Source organism: Methylobacterium radiodurans (assembly GCF_003173735.1).
Taxonomy (GTDB): domain Bacteria; phylum Pseudomonadota; class Alphaproteobacteria; order Rhizobiales; family Beijerinckiaceae; genus Methylobacterium; species Methylobacterium radiodurans.
This window is the reverse complement of record NZ_CP029551.1, coordinates 1-15,178: the sequence shown is the minus strand read 5'-3', so window position 1 is coordinate 15,178 and position 15,178 is coordinate 1. Positions and strand designations below refer to the sequence as shown.

At 70.9% G+C, this 15,178-nt stretch carries 15 protein-coding genes; 2 read left to right on the top strand and 13 right to left on the bottom strand.

Annotated features, from left to right (window positions below; all coding sequences use genetic code 11):
* Positions 1-64: 64 nt before the first annotated feature.
* The gene (locus DK427_RS00080) at positions 65-892 is read left to right on the top strand and encodes a hypothetical protein (protein WP_109949477.1); all 828 of its coding nucleotides are present in this window, start codon (positions 65-67) and stop codon (positions 890-892) included.
* A gap of 4 nt (positions 893-896) precedes the next feature.
* On the opposite strand, the gene DK427_RS00075 is transcribed toward DK427_RS00080, so the two are convergent.
* From DK427_RS00075 to recQ, 8 genes are all read right to left on the bottom strand, one after another.
* On the bottom strand, positions 897-1,115 hold the full coding sequence (locus DK427_RS00075; protein ID WP_162559617.1) for a hypothetical protein: 219 nt from the start codon (positions 1,113-1,115) through the stop codon (positions 897-899).
* Positions 1,116-1,334: 219 nt separating this feature from the next.
* A complete protein-coding gene (locus DK427_RS00070; RefSeq protein ID WP_109949475.1) occupies positions 1,335-2,234 on the bottom strand; it encodes an NAD(P)/FAD-dependent oxidoreductase in 900 nt (299 codons plus the stop codon).
* 119 nt (positions 2,235-2,353) lie between these two features.
* Complete coding sequence (gene grxD, locus DK427_RS00065) at positions 2,354-2,692, bottom strand: Grx4 family monothiol glutaredoxin (RefSeq protein WP_109949474.1); 339 nt, start codon at positions 2,690-2,692, stop codon at positions 2,354-2,356.
* Positions 2,693-2,703: 11 nt separating this feature from the next.
* A complete protein-coding gene (locus tag DK427_RS00060) occupies positions 2,704-3,588 on the bottom strand; it encodes a DUF29 family protein (protein ID WP_109949473.1) in 885 nt (294 codons plus the stop codon).
* A gap of 21 nt (positions 3,589-3,609) precedes the next feature.
* Positions 3,610-3,846: a BolA family protein gene (locus tag DK427_RS00055; RefSeq protein WP_109949472.1), complete on the bottom strand. Its 237-nt coding sequence runs from the start codon at positions 3,844-3,846 to the stop codon at positions 3,610-3,612.
* Positions 3,847-3,862: 16 nt separating this feature from the next.
* Positions 3,863-6,091 (bottom strand): phosphoribosylformylglycinamidine synthase subunit PurL, encoded by a 2,229-nt coding sequence (gene purL / locus DK427_RS00050; protein WP_109949471.1) that lies wholly within the window; start codon positions 6,089-6,091, stop codon positions 3,863-3,865.
* Positions 6,092-6,264: 173 nt separating this feature from the next.
* On the bottom strand, positions 6,265-7,470 hold the full coding sequence (locus DK427_RS00045) for a hydrolase (protein WP_109949470.1): 1,206 nt from the start codon (positions 7,468-7,470) through the stop codon (positions 6,265-6,267).
* A gap of 112 nt (positions 7,471-7,582) precedes the next feature.
* Positions 7,583-9,430, bottom strand: coding sequence for a DNA helicase RecQ (recQ, locus tag DK427_RS00040; RefSeq protein ID WP_109949469.1), 1,848 nt, complete (start codon positions 9,428-9,430; stop codon positions 7,583-7,585).
* A gap of 114 nt (positions 9,431-9,544) precedes the next feature.
* Between recQ and DK427_RS00035 the strand changes: the two genes are divergently transcribed.
* On the top strand, positions 9,545-9,754 hold the full coding sequence (locus DK427_RS00035; RefSeq protein WP_245930728.1) for a type II toxin-antitoxin system VapB family antitoxin: 210 nt from the start codon (positions 9,545-9,547) through the stop codon (positions 9,752-9,754).
* Between the two features lie 45 nt (positions 9,755-9,799).
* On the opposite strand, the gene DK427_RS00030 is transcribed toward DK427_RS00035, so the two are convergent.
* The 5 genes from DK427_RS00030 to dnaA form a co-directional block, all read right to left on the bottom strand.
* Positions 9,800-10,411 carry a LysE family translocator gene (locus tag DK427_RS00030; protein WP_109949468.1) on the bottom strand — a complete coding sequence of 204 codons (612 nt, stop codon included), beginning with the start codon at positions 10,409-10,411 and terminating at the stop codon, positions 9,800-9,802.
* An 8-nt stretch (positions 10,412-10,419) separates the two neighbouring features.
* The gene (gene recF / locus DK427_RS00025) at positions 10,420-11,577 is read right to left on the bottom strand and encodes a DNA replication/repair protein RecF (RefSeq protein ID WP_109949467.1); all 1,158 of its coding nucleotides are present in this window, start codon (positions 11,575-11,577) and stop codon (positions 10,420-10,422) included.
* Between the two features lie 82 nt (positions 11,578-11,659).
* Positions 11,660-12,004: a hypothetical protein gene (locus tag DK427_RS00020; RefSeq protein ID WP_109949466.1), complete on the bottom strand. Its 345-nt coding sequence runs from the start codon at positions 12,002-12,004 to the stop codon at positions 11,660-11,662.
* A 109-nt stretch (positions 12,005-12,113) separates the two neighbouring features.
* Positions 12,114-13,235, bottom strand: coding sequence for a DNA polymerase III subunit beta (gene dnaN / locus DK427_RS00015; protein WP_109949465.1), 1,122 nt, complete (start codon positions 13,233-13,235; stop codon positions 12,114-12,116).
* Positions 13,236-13,681: 446 nt separating this feature from the next.
* Entirely contained in the window at positions 13,682-15,175 is a 1,494-nt protein-coding gene (gene dnaA, locus DK427_RS00005) for a chromosomal replication initiator protein DnaA (protein WP_109953893.1), read from the bottom strand.
* Positions 15,176-15,178: the final 3 nt, after the last annotated feature.

Below are 15,178 nucleotides of genomic sequence, written 5' to 3'. Positions count from 1 at the left end.
ACAAGCGTCCTTAACCGAAGCTTTCAGGTTCAAACCTCGCGCGCTTCGGGAGAGGACGACGGCCATGACGACGAAAGCCACCGGACCGGCCTCGCCCGAGGCTCTGCTCAAGGCCGCGGTCTCGGGCGGCAAGGTCGCCCCCGCGGAGACCGCGCCCGCTCAGGCCGGTGCGATGCCCGGAAAGGCATCCTTGCGCCTCGACACGCGCCTCATGGGCGTGGCCGGCGGCGCGCTCGTCCTCGGGCTGATCTGCGGGGCGGGCCTCACCGCCGCCTCGCTGCCGCGCGGTGGCCAGGGCGAGGCCCTGGCCGAGGTCCACGCCGGAATCGACGCCGCCCGCACCGAGTCGGCGCGGGTCGCCACGGAGGTCGAGCAGCTCGGCCGCACGCTCGCCGCCCTGAAGGACGTTCAGGAGGCCGCCCGCAAGGAGGCCGCGAGCCGCAGCGCCGGGCTCACGGAGCGCGTCGCCAAGGCCGAGCAGGGACTGTCGGGCAAGATCGCGGCGGTCAGCGAGCGTGTCGAGCAGGCCGAGCGCGAGCAGGGCGCGAAGCTCTTAGCCCTGACGACACAGATCGAGAAGCGCGCTGCCGTGACGGTGCCGGCCCCGGTGCAGCAGATGGCGGCCCCGGCCGCTCCCGCGAAGCCCGAGCCGACGCAGACGGGCAGCATTGAGCCGAAGAAGGTTCCCGAGAAGCCCGGTGTGGTGGAGGCCTGGGCGGTGCGCGATGTCTATGACGGGACCGCGATCCTGGAAGATCGCCGCCGCCGTCTCGTCGAGGTGGGACCGGGGGATTCAGTACCGGGCATCGGCCGCGTCGAGGGGATCGAGCGCCGCGGCCGCGAATGGGTCGTGGTCACGCGCCAGGGCCTGATCACGCCCCAGGCATGGTAGCGGCTCAGCGGGTAGAGGATAGGGCGGAGGCGACCGTGTCGGCGGCGGGCTCGCACCGCAGCGTCAGCCCAGCCGATCCGGCCGGCATGGTCCCGCGCTTAGCCCGGCGGCGGCCGTTGACCAGAGCCTGGCTGCGGGCGGCACGCGTCGGCTGCAGGATGGCCGCGAGGAGCGCCTGCCCCTCGAGGTCGGCATCAAGAGTCTTGGAATCGAAGACGGGCATGGCCGGCCTTGCGGTGAGCAGCGACTGTTGCGGGGCGATGGCCGAACCAAGCTCGGCCACGTGGGGATAACGGGGACAACCTGAACAGGTTCCGAATATCTCGACTTCGTAACCTGTTCTTAACCATTGCAGAGCTGCGCATCGGTGGTTGTGCCGAATGGCACTCTGGGCGCAATCCGGGCGGGCGATTTTCAGTCCAGCCGCCACGTTCGCGCGCTTTCAGCGGGTGTCCTCGCGCAGCAATTCGGTATTGACCGCGAAGGCCGCCATCGCGCCCTCGGCCGCGGCCACGACCGCGAACTGGACCCGGCGCGAGGCGTCGCCCGCGACGTAGAGGCCCGGCACATTCGTCCGCTCGTAGTCGTTCGTCGGCACCACGCCAGTGTCGGTGAGGTCGCAGCCGAGGCCGGCGAGCAGGTCCGAGGGGCGGCAGCCGGCCGGCATCAGGAACACGGCCCGGCAGGCCAGGTGGGTGCCGTCGGCGAGTTCGAGATGGCTCGGCTCGCCGGCCGTGCCGCGCAGCGCCCGGACCGGACGCTCGTCCACCCGGACCCCGTGGCGGGCGAGGCGGTCGCGGTCCTCGTCGGAGAGTTCCGCCGGCCTGCCGTCCGTGCACAGCGTCACGTCGCGGCTCCAGAGCGTCAGCTCCAGGGCGAAGCCCTTCGCGGCCGGGCCGTGGCCGAGGGCGACGAGGGGTTGATCGCGCGCCTCGTAGCCGTCGCAGTACGGGCAGGAATGCACGCCCGTGCCCCAGAACTCGGCGAAGCCCTCGATCTCGGGCAGGTCCTGATGCAGGCCGGTGGCGACGATCAGGCGCCGCGCGCGCTCCCGCGTTCCGTCGGCGAGTTCTACCGTGAAGCCCTGATCGGTCCGGGCGGCGCCGGTCACCTCGATCGCGCGGCGCTCGACCGTGGGGTAGCGGCGCAGGTCCGCCTCGGCACAGGCGCGCAGCTCCGCGGGCGGGATGCCGTCGCGGGTAAAGATCCCCCAGGTCCGCGGCGTCGCGGCGTTGCGGGGCCGGCCGGCGTCGCAGAGCAGGACGGTGCGGCGGCAGCGCCCGAGGATCAGGGCCGCGTTGAGCCCGGCGGGGCCGCCGCCCACGATGATGACGTCGCGCATGTCACGGCCCGTTCACGGTCCTGTCAGCTGACAAACGGTGCGGCGGTGCCGATCTTTCCGCAGCGCACACGAAAAAGGGCGCTCGCGCGCCCTCTTCCGGTCCGGCGATGCGTCCTGGCTCAGGCCGCAGCGGGCTTCACCGGCACGCCCTTCTCGGAGAGGAAGGTCTGCAGCTCGCCCGACTGGAACATCTCGCGGGTGATGTCGCAGCCGCCGACGAACTCGCCCTTCACGTAGATCTGCGGGATGGTCGGCCAGTTCGAGTAGGCCTTGATGCCCTCGCGGATGCCCTGGTCGGCCAGCACGTTGACGCCCTTGAAGGGGACGCCGAGGTAGTTGAGGATCTGCACGACCTGGCCCGAGAAGCCGCACTGCGGCATCTGCGGCGTGCCCTTCATGAACACGACCACGTCCTGCGACTTGATCTCGTTCTCGATCGTGGCGTTGACGTCCGACATGCGAAAAAACCTCAGTCTCGTTGGGTTGCGTTGATATCGCTGGTCGCGGCAAGCTTCTCAAGGAGGGCTGCGAGCGTAAGCGTCTCGGTGGTCAGATCCTCGAAGGTGAACGGGCAGGTGTCCGGCAGGTCGCGCGGAAGCCGGACAGCGTATCCGGCGAGATCGGCGGCGGCGTCGGACATGCCTTTCCGCCACGTGGTGTCCAAGTCGATCAGCTGCCGCATGGAGGGCTTCGCCTCGCGGGCGATCCGAGTCCGAAAGGCATCGATTTCGACACGCCAGCGATCGCGGGATGGCGCATTCGGGTCGGCCAGAAGCTTCAGGAGATGCTCGAACACCAGCTCCATCTTGCGGACCACGCCGCTGACCTGCGACCGGCCCACGTACAAAAGCTCCTCGACGATGTTCTGCCAATCGACCTCTTGTGACAGCGGGTCGGACCGGCCGGCGAGTTGCGTGAGCAGCGCCGCCTGCCGGTGGCACCACGCGACCGAATCGACGTCGATCGGCTCGGGTCGCGCCCGTCGATGCTCGGCCCTCGCGCGGATATCGTAGGCGCGCCGCACCGCCTCCGTGCCGGTCACGCGCTTGGCCAGCAAGCCGGCGAGCCAGAATTCGAGACCGCCCTCCGCGTCCCAGGCGTAATCACCGAGTGCGGAACGAACCGCGTTCAGGTCGATCGATCCATCCTGTCCCATGAGCTTCGGCACGGCCTCGAACAGCCGCTCGTGCAAACCCGATGAGAAATCCCCAGCACCGACGAGATTGCGCACGGCCTCGTAGACGGACGGGTCATTCAGGACCGTTCCCAGCAGTTCACGCTCCCAGGCGAAGGCCTCGCCCCAGGTCGGAGGCTGGGGTGGACTTTCGACGCGTCGGGAGGGCTTGAGGCTCATGGCTCGGCCTGGGAGTGCCTCTCAATCCTGCGGCAGGCCCGTGGTCAGCGCAAGCGCGTGCAGCACGCCCCCCATCCGCCCCTGGAGCGCGCCGTAGACCATCTGGTGCTGGGCGACGCGGGTCTTGCCCTTGAAGGCGGAGGAGAGGACGGTGGCGGCGTAGTGGTCGCCGTCGCCCGCGAGATCGCGGATCTCGATCTGGGCGTCGGGCAGAGCCTCGCGGATCATCCGCTCGATCTCGCGCGCATCCATCGGCATCGGGGTACTCCTCGGATCAGGACGCGGGCGCGGCCGGCTGGCTCGCCATGTAGTCGGGCAGCCAGCTTTCGTTGGCCCGGCGCAGGTCGGCCACCGATATGGTCTCGCCGCCCGGCAGGGTCAAACGATCGGAGCCGGTGACGCCGACCACTGCCGCGTCGATCCCCTGCGAGGAGGCGCTGTAGAGGATGTCGGAGGCCGCGTCCGCCTCGACGGCGATCAGGTAGCGGCCCTGGTCCTCGCCGAACAGGTAGGCGTGGGCGGGCAGACCCTCGACCGCGACCTCGGGGAGCGCCGCGCCGATATTGCCGGCCATCGCCATCTCGGCGAGCGCGACCGCGAGGCCGCCGTCCGAGAGGTCGTGTACCGTGTCGACGAGGCCGGAGGTGATCAGGCCGCGCACGAAGTCGCCGTTGCGGCGCTCCAGGCCCAGATCGACCGGCGGCGGCGCACCCTCCTCGCGGCCTTCGATCACCGAGAGGTAGGCGGACTGGCCGAGCCAGCCCTCGCTCGCGCCGACGAGGACGAGCACGTCGCCCTCCCGCTTGAGCGCCAGCGTGGCGTGCCGCGCGACGTCGTCGAGCACGCCGACGCCGCCGATGGTCGGGGTCGGCAGGATGCCGACGCCGTTGGTCTCGTTGTAGAGCGAGACGTTGCCGGACACGACCGGGAAGTCGAGCGCGCGGCAGGCCTCGCCGATGCCCTGCAGGCAGCCGACGAGCTGGCCCATCACCTCGGGCTTCTCGGGGTTGCCGAAGTTCAGGTTGTCGGTGATGGCGAGCGGGCGCCCGCCGACCGCCGTGATGTTGCGCCACGCTTCCGCCACCGCCTGCCGGCCGCCCTCGACCGGGTCGGCCTCGCAGTAGCGCGGGGTGACGTCGCAGGTGAGGGCCAAGCCCTTCGGCCCGTCCTCGACACGCACGATCGCGGCGTCGCCGCCGGGCTTCTGCACGGTGTTGCCGAGGATGTAGTGGTCGTACTGCTCGTAGACCCAGCGCTTCGAGGCGAGGTCCGGCGAGCCGACGAGCCGGCGCAGCGCGTCGGCGAGGGAGGCGGGCGCTGCCACGTCCGCGGGCTTCAGCACCGGCTGGTGCGTGTTGGCGATGTGGGGGCGGTCGTAGAGCGGGGCCTCGTCGCCGAGTTCCTTGATCGGCAGGTCGGCCACCGTCTCGCCGTGCCACTTGATGACGAATCGGAGCGTGTCGGTGGTGCGCCCGATCACCGCGAAATCGAGGCCCCACTTCACGAAGATCGCCTCGGCCTCGGCTTCCATGCCGGGCTTGAGCACCATGAGCATGCGTTCCTGGCTCTCGGAGAGCATCATCTCGTAGGGCGTCATGCCCGCCTCGCGGGCCGGCACCTTGTCGATATCGAGCTCGACGCCGAGGTCGCCCTTGGCGCCCATCTCGACGGCCGAGCAGGTCAGGCCCGCCGCGCCCATGTCCTGGATCGCGATGACGGCGCCCGAGGCCATCAGTTCCAGGCAGGCCTCGAGCAGCAGCTTCTCGGCGAAGGGGTCACCGACCTGAACGGTCGGGCGCTTCGACTCCGATTCCTCGTCGAACTCGGCCGAGGCCATGGTGGCGCCGTGGATGCCGTCGCGGCCGGTCTTGGAGCCGAGATAGACGATCGGGTTCCCGACGCCGGCGGCCGCCGCGTAGAAGATGCCGTCCGCCTTGGCGAGGCCGACCGCCATGGCGTTGACCAGGATGTTGCCGTCGTAGCGGGCATGAAAGCCCATCTGGCCGCCGACTGTGGGCACGCCGAAGGAGTTACCGTAGCCGCCGATGCCCGCGACCACACCCGAGACGAGGTGGCGGGTGCGCGGATGGTCGGGCGAGCCGAAGCGGAGCGCGTTGAGCGCCGCGATCGGCCGCGCGCCCATGGTGAAGACGTCGCGCAGGATGCCGCCGACGCCGGTCGCCGCGCCCTGGTAAGGCTCGATGAAGCTCGGGTGGTTGTGGCTCTCCATCTTGAAGACGCAGGCCAGCCCGTCGCCGATATCGATCACGCCCGCGTTCTCGCCCGGTCCCTGGATCACCCACGGCGCCGAGGTCGGCAGGCCGCGCAGGTGCTTGCGCGAGGACTTGTACGAGCAGTGCTCGTTCCACATCGCCGAGACGATGCCGAGTTCGGTCAGCGTCGGGTCGCGCCCGATGAGCGCGCGGAAGCGTTCGTACTCGTCGGGCGTCAGACCGTGCTGGCGCACGAGTTCGGGCGTGATCGGGACATCGTTGCGGAACATGCGCAGGGTCTCGACAAGTGATAGCCGCGAGAGTGGGTGTCCCGCGACCGGACCCCGTGGGGCCGAAAGAGAGCAATCCGCCCCGGCTCTAGAGCGGAAGCGGGCACGGAGGCAACTGCCGGGGAAGCGTGGGTGCGCCTCCCGACGCATGGTTGCGTGCGGATCGCGCCGCCTCAAACCGCCGCGACGGGATCGCGCGCGGATGACCGGCCGCAGCGCCGGACGACCCGGTGCACCGGCTCGGGGCCGGAGACGAGATCGAGGTAGTCGAAGCCCGTCGCCTGCCGGCTCGCCATGAGGAGCTGGAAGTGCATGCGGAACAGGTTCCAGCTCAGGCGCGCCACCTTGTGGGGCTCGACAAGGTCCCGGATCTGCACGCGCAGCACGGCCGGGCGGTCCGGGCCCGGCGAGGGGATGCCGCAGGCGGTCAGCGGGTCGCGCAGGTGGATCGACAGCCAGTCCCAGGGCGCGCGGATGTCGAGCCATCCGATCGCGTCCGCCCCCGCGACGCGGGCGAGGGCGGCACGCATCCGCTCTGCCGCCGGATCGAGGCCGATCCAGGGGATCACGCTGCCCAGCGTCACGAAGGAGACCGGCGTGCCGCGCGTGCCGAAGCCGGGATCGACTGCCAGCACCTGGTCCAGCACCTCGACCCCGAGGAAGCTGGAGGAGGAGTGGCCGATCACCACGATCTCGTCCGCCGTCCCCTCGGCGGCGCGGATGCGCGCCGCGAAGGCGTCGAGGCGGGCCGGCATCTCGGCGACCTCCCCGGCGGCGTGGGCGTGCGTGAAGGCGGTGTCGTCCACGAGATGGGCTACGTAGAGCGGCCGTCCGCGGGTCAGGCGTGTCAGCAGCGCCAAGATGCCGTAGGCCGCGACCGGCACAGCCGGCAGGCCGACGAGGCGCCAGTCCGGCGGCAGGAGGAGCAGCCCGAGGACGGCGAGCGCGAGGCTGAGCACCGCCAGAGCCAGATAGATGCGGTGGACGCCGTGGATGACGATCGAGAACCGCCGGGCCTCGCGGCGTAGGTTCCCGCTGTAGCCGCTGCGGGCGAGGCGCCAGAGAAGCGCCGGTACCGCGGCGAGTCGCCGCCATTCGGGCCGGGGGAAGTGGGCGCGCACCACGTCCTCCCAGCGCAGCAGGCTGTAGCGCGTGCGCGTGCCGTCCGCCTCCACGTCCCAGTCAAGGCTGATTCCGTCCGGGGCGCGGGCCGGCTCGCCGACCATGATCGCGCGGTCACGGCGAACTGCGGTACGCCGCGCCTCGCGCCGGAACAGGCCCCAGTAGGTCTCGGGGTCACGGGGGTCGAAGCCCGGCAGGTAGAACACGGCGCGCCGGGCGATCCGCGGCGGCTCCGCGGGCGGCGCCTCGTCTGTCATTGTCTGGGAAATGGTGATCGCTCGTGCCAGGAACTTTGGCCGTCCCTAACAGACCGAATCGGGCACAGACGAGGAGAAAGCGCGGCCCGAACCTGTCAGCCGGGCTCCTCCGTCAGCCGGCGGGCGTGTGGCTGAGGAATTCGGCGATCGCCCCGACGAAGCGCTCGCCGTAGGCCTCGCGCTTGCGCTCGCCGACGCCGTGGACGGACCGGAGCGCCCAGAGGTCGACGGGCTTCTGGCGCGCCATCTCCACGAGCGTCCGGTCCGGAAAGACCATGAAGGCGGCGATGCCCTCCGCCCGCGCGATCGTGGCGCGCAGGCCCCTGAGGTGCTGGAACAGGGCCTCGTCGGCCTCGGAGAGCGCCAGCGCATCGTCGTCGCGCGCGGCCGACGTGCGGCGGCGCTCGCGGCTCTCCGCCTTCGGCTGTGGGTCTGGCCGCAGCTGCACGCTCTCGCGCCCGAACAGGATCGCCTCGCCGCGCTCGGTCATGCAGAGGCCGCCGTAGCCGTCGTTGTTCTCCGCCACCGCGCCCGCCGCGAAGAGCTGACGCAGAATCGCGCGCCAAGCCGCCACCGGCTTGTCGGCCCCGACCCCGTAGGTCTTGAGCTGGGTGTGGCCGTTGCGGCGGATCTGCTCGCTCTCTTTGCCGTGCACCACGTCGCAGACATAGGCCGCGCCGAAGCGCTGGCCGGTGCGCACGATGGCCGAGAGCACCTTCTGGGCGGCGACCGTCCCGTCGATCAGCTCGACGCCGCCGCGGCAGAGGTCGCAGCGCCCACAGGGTTGGCTCGCCTCGCCGAAATAGCCAAGCAGCGACTGGCGGCGGCAGGTGGCGCCCTCGCAGAGCGCGATCATCGCCTCCAGCTTGCGCCGCTCGACCCGGCGGCGCTCGTCGCCGACCTCTTTCTCGTCGATCTGACGGCGGCGCAAAGCCATGTCGTCGAGGCCGTAGAGGGTGAGCGTGTCGGCCGGCAGCCCGTCGCGGCCGGCGCGCCCGATCTCTTGATAGTAGCCCTCGATGTTGTTCGGCATGTCGGCGTGGCAGACGAAGCGCACGTCCGGCTTGTTGATGCCCATGCCGAAGGCGATCGTCGCGGTCATCACCACCCCGTCCTCCTGCAGGAAGACGTCCTGGTTCTTCATCCGCGTCGCCTGGTCGAGGCCCGCATGGTAGGGCAGCGCGTTGAAGCCGTCCGCCTTCAGGCTGTCGGCGAGCTGCTCGGTGCGCTTGCGCGACGAGCAGTAGATGATGCCGCTCTCCTGGCGGCGGTGCTTCAGGAAGCGCTCGATCTGCCGCGTCGGGTTGTCCTTCGGCATGAAGGTCAGGCGGATGTTCGGCCGGTCGAAGGAGTGCACGAAGACCCGCGGCGGCCGGCCCGCCGGGAACAGGCGCTCGGCGATCTCGTCGCGGGTCGTCGCATCCGCGGTCGCGGTCAGCGCCAGCACCTGGACGTTGCCCAGCGTCTCGCGGGCGCGGGCGATCTCGCGGTACTCGGGCCGGAAATCGTGGCCCCATTGCGAGACGCAGTGCGCCTCGTCGACGGCGAGCCGCCGCACGCCCGCGCCTCGCAGCGCCTCCATGCACCCGTCCATCAGCAGGCGCTCGGGGGAGACGAAGAGCAGGCGCAGGTCCCCGGAGCGGATACGCCGCCAGGTCTCGCGCGATTCCGCCTCCGGCACCGTGGAGTTGAGGGTCGCGGCCGGGATGCCGAAGGCGCGCATCTGCTGCACCTGATCGTGCATCAGCGCGATCAGCGGCGAGACCACGACGCAGAGCCCGTCCTCCACGAGGGCGGGCAGCTGGTAGGTCATCGATTTGCCGGAGCCTGTCGGCATCACGGCGAACACGTCGGTCCCGTCGAGGACGGAGCCGATCACCTCGGCCTGACCGGGCCGGAAATCGTCGTAGCCGAAGGTTTTCCGGAGCGCGGCGCGGGCCTCGTCGAGGCGTTGGGACATGGGTTTGAGGGTCCGGACTGCGAGCGGCTTGAAGCGGGTTTGTGTCGGCCGTAGCGTTCGATGTCTACACGCTGGGGGTGTCCGTGCCGCTGAACATCCCGAACGAGGAGGCCAATGGCTTGGGGGGACAAGCTGGCCTCGACCCGCAAGGCGAGCAAGACCGAACCTGCGCACCGCGCTCTCGTTCGTGACCGCGAACGGGAGGAGCGGAGCAGGTCTCTGGCGGAGCGGCTACAGCCCGTGTTGGACGAGATCGCGGCGGCTCCGAAGGCAGGGCGCGAGGCGGACAAGGCGTTCTACGACGATCTGAGCGGAGACCGATGATGCTCGTGCTGCCGCTCCGATCGTCGTGACCACTGATCGAGCGTCTTACCGCGTCGCGACGGCGAGCGCTGCCCCCGCCATCACGGTGCCGGCTCCGCGGTTGACCGCCTGCCGCGCGCTGACCGCGACGAAGAAGCGCCGGACCCGGGCTGCCGCCAACGTGTAGGCGGCGAGCGTGGTATCGAGCACGACCACGATGGTCGCGGCGATCTCGATCATCCCGAGCGGGGTGAGGTGCTCGAGGTCGATCACGGTCGGCAGCAGGGCGAGGAAGAACAGGACGACCTTCGGATTGCCGAGCGTCAGGGCACGGCCGCCGAGCAAAAGGCGCGGCCCGCTCTCGCCACGAACGGGCTCGCTCTCCAGAGGCTCGACCGGCGCGGTCCAGGCCCGCCACGCGAGGCAGGCCAGATAGGCCGCACCGACATAGCGGATGCCGACGAACAGGGCGGCGAAGCTCTGCGCCAGCAGCGCGGACCCCGTCGCCGCGATCGCGAACCAGATCAGGTCGCCGACGAGGAAGCCTGCGATGAAGGCCGGGATGCCGCGGGTGCCGCGCGCCAGGACGCGGGCGACGAGCGCGAAGACGCCGGGCCCCGGTGAGGTGACGGCGACCGGGTAGACGGCGGCGAAGAGGACCAGGCTCGACAGGGGCAATCGGTGTCTCAGCCGGTTTCCGGGGCAACGACTCGGCCGTCCGCGATCCTGATGACGTCGGCGCGCCCAGCCAACTCCGAGAACATCGCCGGATCGGCCCCCGTCATCCAGACCTGTCCCGGCAGGGCCTCCAGCGCCTCGAACAGCCCGGTGCGGCGGCGCGGATCGAGATGGGCCGCGACCTCATCGAGCAGGATCAACGGTGCGATGCCGCTCATCGCCTGGACGAGGCGGGCATGCGCCAGGACCAGCCCGATCAGCAGGGCCTTCTGCTCTCCGGTCGAGGCGGTGGCGGCCGGCACGTCCTTCGGGCCGTGCCGCACGGTGAGGTCCGTGGTCTGCGGGCCGATCAGGGTGCGGCCGGCGGCGCGATCGCGGTGCCGGCCGCGGGCGAGGGCCACGCGGAAGCGGTCCTCCGCCTCCACCGCCGGCCAGACCGCCACGAGGTCGTCGAGTTCGCCCTCCAGCCGCACGCTGGCCCAGGGGAAGGGCTGGGCGTCCTCGCGGGTCTCGGCGATCAGGCGATCGAGCCGTTCCACGGTCTCGCGGCGGGCGAGCGCCACGGCCACGCCGAGTTCGGCCGCTTCCCGCTCCACGGCGTCGAGCCATTGCCCGTCGTTCGGGCGCTCCTCCAGGATGCGGTTGCGCGAGCGAAGCGCCCGCTCCATCGCGGAGACCCGGGCACCGTGGCCCGCATCGACCGCGAGGACGAGCCGGTCGAGGAAGCGGCGCCGGTCGCCCGCGGGCCCGCGGAACAGGCCGTCGAGATCGGGCGTCAGCCAGACCACGCGCAGGAACTCGGCGAAGGCGATCGGCGAGGGGACGTTGCCGCCGTCGATCCGGCAGACGCGCGCGACCCGGCCGTCGTAGCCGGGCGGCTCGATGCCGGTGCCGAGCCGGTGCGAATCCCCGTCGCGGGCCAGCGTCGCCGAGACCGCGAAGCCGCCGGGCCCGCCCTCCCGCGCCATGGTGGCGAGATCGGCGCGGCGCAGGCCACGGCCCGGCGAGAACAGCGAGATCGCCTCCAAGAGGTTCGTCTTGCCGGCCCCGTTCTCGCCAACCAGGGCCACGAACCGGCGGCCGAGGCCAAGGTCGAGGTCGGCGTGGTTGCGGAAATCGCGGGCGATCAGGCGGGTGAGACGCTGGGCGCCCTCGGTGTCAGTCATGCGGCCAGGGTGAGGGCTGTCGCGGCCTCTCGGGCCTTGTGAGGCCCCGCCGCAAGGCGGCGAGGCTTCATCGGATCGTGCGTCAGCAGCTGAGGCGCCGGCCTTCGCGCTGGCCGAAGGTGCGGTAATGCGCGAGACCCGATGCCATCTGGCCGTTCACGATGGCCCTGCGGACGTCCGGGTTGCAGCGGAGGTACTCGCGCTCGTCGAAGGCGTAGTCGCCGCGATTGCGGCCGCCGCGGGAGGGACGGTCATCGTCGTCGTCGCGGCCGCGGCGATAATCCCCGCGATCGCGGTAGTCGCGGTCCCGGTAGTCGCCGCGGTCGCGGTAATCGCGGTCGCCGTAGCCGTAGGGCTGGGCGGAGGCGAGGTTCATCGGGGCGATCAGGGTCATCCCCGCCACGGCCATCGCCAGAATCGCGCGCATATCGTTCCTTCCCCTTGCAGAAATTCCCGCGCCGCCGGGCGGCGCGTTCACGCGGACCATACCTAGGGCACGCGCGGCCGAAGTGGATGCCGCGCGGCCCGGCGGGAACTCACACCCGCATCGGCATCAGTACGTAGAGGGCCGGTGCCCCCTCGCGGTCCTGGATCAGGGTGGGGGAGCCCGGGTCGGCGAGGCGGAACAGGGCGGTGTCGCCCTCGAGCTGGCTGGTGATATCGAGGAGGTAGCGGGCGTTGAAGCCAATATCGATGCCGGCGGCCTCGTAATCGACGTCGAGTTCCTCGGTGGCGCTGCCCGAATCCGGGTTGTTCACCGAAAGGGCGAGGCGGCCCTCCGAGAGGCCGAGCTTCACCGCGCGCCCGCGCTCGGAGGAGATCGTCGAGACGCGGTCGACCGCGCGGGCGAAAGACTCGCGCTCCACCGTCAGGCGCTTGTCGTTGCCGGTCGGGATCACCCGCTGGTAGTCCGGGAAAGTGCCGTCGATGAGCTTCGAGATCAGCGTGACGCCGCCCGCGAAGCGCAAGCGGATCTTGGCGGGCGAGAGGTCGATTTCGACGGTCTCGCCGCCGTCGTCCACGAGCTTCTGGATCTCGGCCACCGCCTTGCGGGGCACGATCACGCCCGGCATGCCCTGACTGCCCGCGGGCGCGTCGAGCTCGACCCGGGCTAGGCGGTGCCCGTCGGTGGCGACCGCGCGCATCTTCAGCGCGCCCTCCGACTCGATCGTGTGCAGGTAGATGCCGTTGAGGTAGTAGCGCGTCTCTTCCGTGGAGATCGCGAACTGCGTCTTGTCGATCAGCCGCTTCAGGTCGGCGGCCAGGATCGAGAAGCTGTGGGGCAACTCGCCCGCGGCGAGATCGGGGAAGTCGCCCTCCGGCAGGGCGCCGAGCGCGAAGCGCGAGCGGCCCGAGCGGATCGTCATCTGGCCGGACTCGCCGCCGGTCTCCAGCGAGACCTGGGCGCCGTCGGGCAGCTTGCGCACGATGTCGTAGATGACGTGTGCCGGGACCGTTGTGGCGCCCGGATCGACCACGTCGGCCGGCACAGACTCGGTCACCTCGATGTCGAGGTCGGTCGCCCGGAGCTGGAGGCCGCCGGATTCCGCCCGCAGCAGCACGTTCGACAGGATCGGGATCGTGTTGCGCCGCTCGACGACGCGGTGCACGTGGCCGAGCGACCTGAGCAGGGCCGCGCGCTCGACAGTGACTCTCATCGCTCAAACTCTGAAGCTGACGCGCCGCCGCGGCCGGCGGCGCCCTTGAACATCGGTCGGTCAGCTTGGCGAAGGGGCGGAGCGAAGGCAAGGGCGCGGCCGGGCTTAAGGCCGAGCTTGGCGCCCCGCGCCCACAGAGGCTTGGCCCGGAAGCGCCCTGGTTCCTGGCTCGTCGCTTCCTCCAGCAACGCTTCCCCTCTCCCCACCGGGCGGGGAGAGGTCCGCAGGCACCTTGCTGTGCCTGCGGGAGGCGAGAGGCGAAGCCGGAGCGAAGGTGAGGGGGTGTGTCCGGAGGGGACTCCTCAGGCACCGCCCCCTCACCTTCGCCTGCCGGCTCGCCACGCTCCCCGACAAGAAGGAGACTTGGCCCTCTCCCCGCACGGCGGGAAGAGGGGATCCGCGGCCTTCGTCGTGCGTGTACGGAAACGGTGCGCCGTCTCCGCTCGTCAATCCTGCAGCATGCGCTTCAGCAGTTCCACCTCGTCGCCGAGCACCGCGTCCTCGCCGATCTGCTTCTCGATCTTGCGCACGGCGTGCAGCACCGTGGTGTGGTCGCGGCCCCCGAAGCGGCGGCCGATCTCAGGCAGCGAGCGCAGCGTCAGCACCTTCGAGAGGTACATGGCGATCTGGCGCGGCTTCACTACGGCGGCGGTGCGGCGCTCCGACAGGATGTCCGAGCGCGAGACGTTGTAGCGCGAGGCCACCAGCTTCTGGATGTCTTCGATCTTGATGCGCTTCGGCTCGCGGTTCTTCACGAGGTCGCGGATCGCGGTCTCGGCCGTCTCCATCGTCACGGCGGTGCCGGTGAGCGTGGCGTGCGCCAGCAGGCGGTTGACCGCACCCTCGAGATCCCGGCCGTTGGCCGTGATGGCGCGGGCGACGTAGGCTGCCACCGTCGGCGAGACCTCGAAGGTCGGGTGGGCGGTGCGCACCGCCTGGAGGCGGGCGGTGAGGATCGAGACGCGCAGCGCCTCGTCCAGCGTGCCGATCTCGACCACGAGGCCGCCGGCGAGGCGCGAGCGCACACGCTCGTCCAGCGCCTCCAGCTCGGTGGGTGGCCGGTCGGAGGCGACGACGACCTGGCGGCCGGCATCGATCAAGGCGTTGATGGTGTGGCCGAACTCCGCCTGGATCGACTTGCCCTGGATGAACTGCACGTCGTCAAGGATCAGCAGGTCGATGCCGCGCAGGCGCTCCTTGTAAGCGAGCGCGTTCTGGGTCTTCAGGGCGTTGACGAAGCCGTACATGAAGCGGTCGGCGGTGAGGTAGATCACCCGGCGGCCGGAATCGCGCGCGGCGTGGCCGATGCCGTGCAGCAGGTGCGTCTTGCCGAGTCCCACGCCCGCGTGGAGGTAGAGCGGGTTGTAGAGCGCGCCCTCGCCCTCGTGCCGGGCCACGCGCTCGGCCGCTGCATGGGCGAGCGCGTTCGAGCGGCCGACCACGAAGCTCGCGAAGGTGAGGCGGGCATCGAGCGGGGTGCCGTTGAGATCACCGCCGTCCGCGGGCCGCGCCTCGGGCACGGCCGCGACCGCGACGGGGGTCGGCTGCGGCGAGGCCTGGAGACGGGCGAGCGGGCCGCTCGTCGGGCTCGGGCGCGGTGCGCCGGGGGCGGCCACGGGCCGGGCCGGGGCGCCGGTGCCGCGCACGCCGACCTCGATGCGGGCGATGGTCTCGACTTCGGCCCGGAAGGTGGTGAGCACCCGGTCGAGATAGTGCGACTCGATCCAGCTCTTGAGGAAGCGGGTCGGCACGGTCAGGCGGGCGGTGCCGCCGTCGACCTCCTCCAGCTCGAGCCGGGCGAACCAGCTCGCGTAGACGTCCTCACCCAGCTCCGCCCGCAGGCGGCGCTTCACCCGGGCCCAGGCGGCCGAGATCTCGGAGTCGCTTCCGCCGTTCCGGCCGTTCCCGTCGTCGCCTGCAACGTTTCCGTCGACACGCATCAA

Bases quoted from the DNA above. Each gene is read 5' to 3' on its own strand.
- DK427_RS00080 (WP_109949477.1), top strand. From the start codon at position 65: ATGACGACGAAAGCCACCGGACCGGCCTCGCCCGAGGCTCTGCTCAAG.
- DK427_RS00075 (WP_162559617.1), bottom strand. From the start codon at position 1,115: ATGCCCGTCTTCGATTCCAAGACTCTTGATGCCGACCTCGAGGGGCAG.
- DK427_RS00070 (WP_109949475.1), bottom strand. From the start codon at position 2,234: ATGCGCGACGTCATCATCGTGGGCGGCGGCCCCGCCGGGCTCAACGCG.
- grxD (WP_109949474.1), bottom strand. From the start codon at position 2,692: ATGTCGGACGTCAACGCCACGATCGAGAACGAGATCAAGTCGCAGGAC.
- DK427_RS00060 (WP_109949473.1), bottom strand. From the start codon at position 3,588: ATGAGCCTCAAGCCCTCCCGACGCGTCGAAAGTCCACCCCAGCCTCCG.
- DK427_RS00055 (WP_109949472.1), bottom strand. From the start codon at position 3,846: ATGCCGATGGATGCGCGCGAGATCGAGCGGATGATCCGCGAGGCTCTG.
- purL (WP_109949471.1), bottom strand. From the start codon at position 6,091: ATGTTCCGCAACGATGTCCCGATCACGCCCGAACTCGTGCGCCAGCAC.
- DK427_RS00045 (WP_109949470.1), bottom strand. From the start codon at position 7,470: ATGACAGACGAGGCGCCGCCCGCGGAGCCGCCGCGGATCGCCCGGCGC.
- recQ (WP_109949469.1), bottom strand. From the start codon at position 9,430: ATGTCCCAACGCCTCGACGAGGCCCGCGCCGCGCTCCGGAAAACCTTC.
- DK427_RS00035 (WP_245930728.1), top strand. From the start codon at position 9,545: ATGGCTTGGGGGGACAAGCTGGCCTCGACCCGCAAGGCGAGCAAGACC.
- recF (WP_109949467.1), bottom strand. From the start codon at position 11,577: ATGACTGACACCGAGGGCGCCCAGCGTCTCACCCGCCTGATCGCCCGC.
- DK427_RS00020 (WP_109949466.1), bottom strand. From the start codon at position 12,004: ATGCGCGCGATTCTGGCGATGGCCGTGGCGGGGATGACCCTGATCGCC.
- dnaN (WP_109949465.1), bottom strand. From the start codon at position 13,235: ATGAGAGTCACTGTCGAGCGCGCGGCCCTGCTCAGGTCGCTCGGCCAC.
- dnaA (WP_109953893.1), bottom strand. From the start codon at position 15,175: ATGCGTGTCGACGGAAACGTTGCAGGCGACGACGGGAACGGCCGGAAC.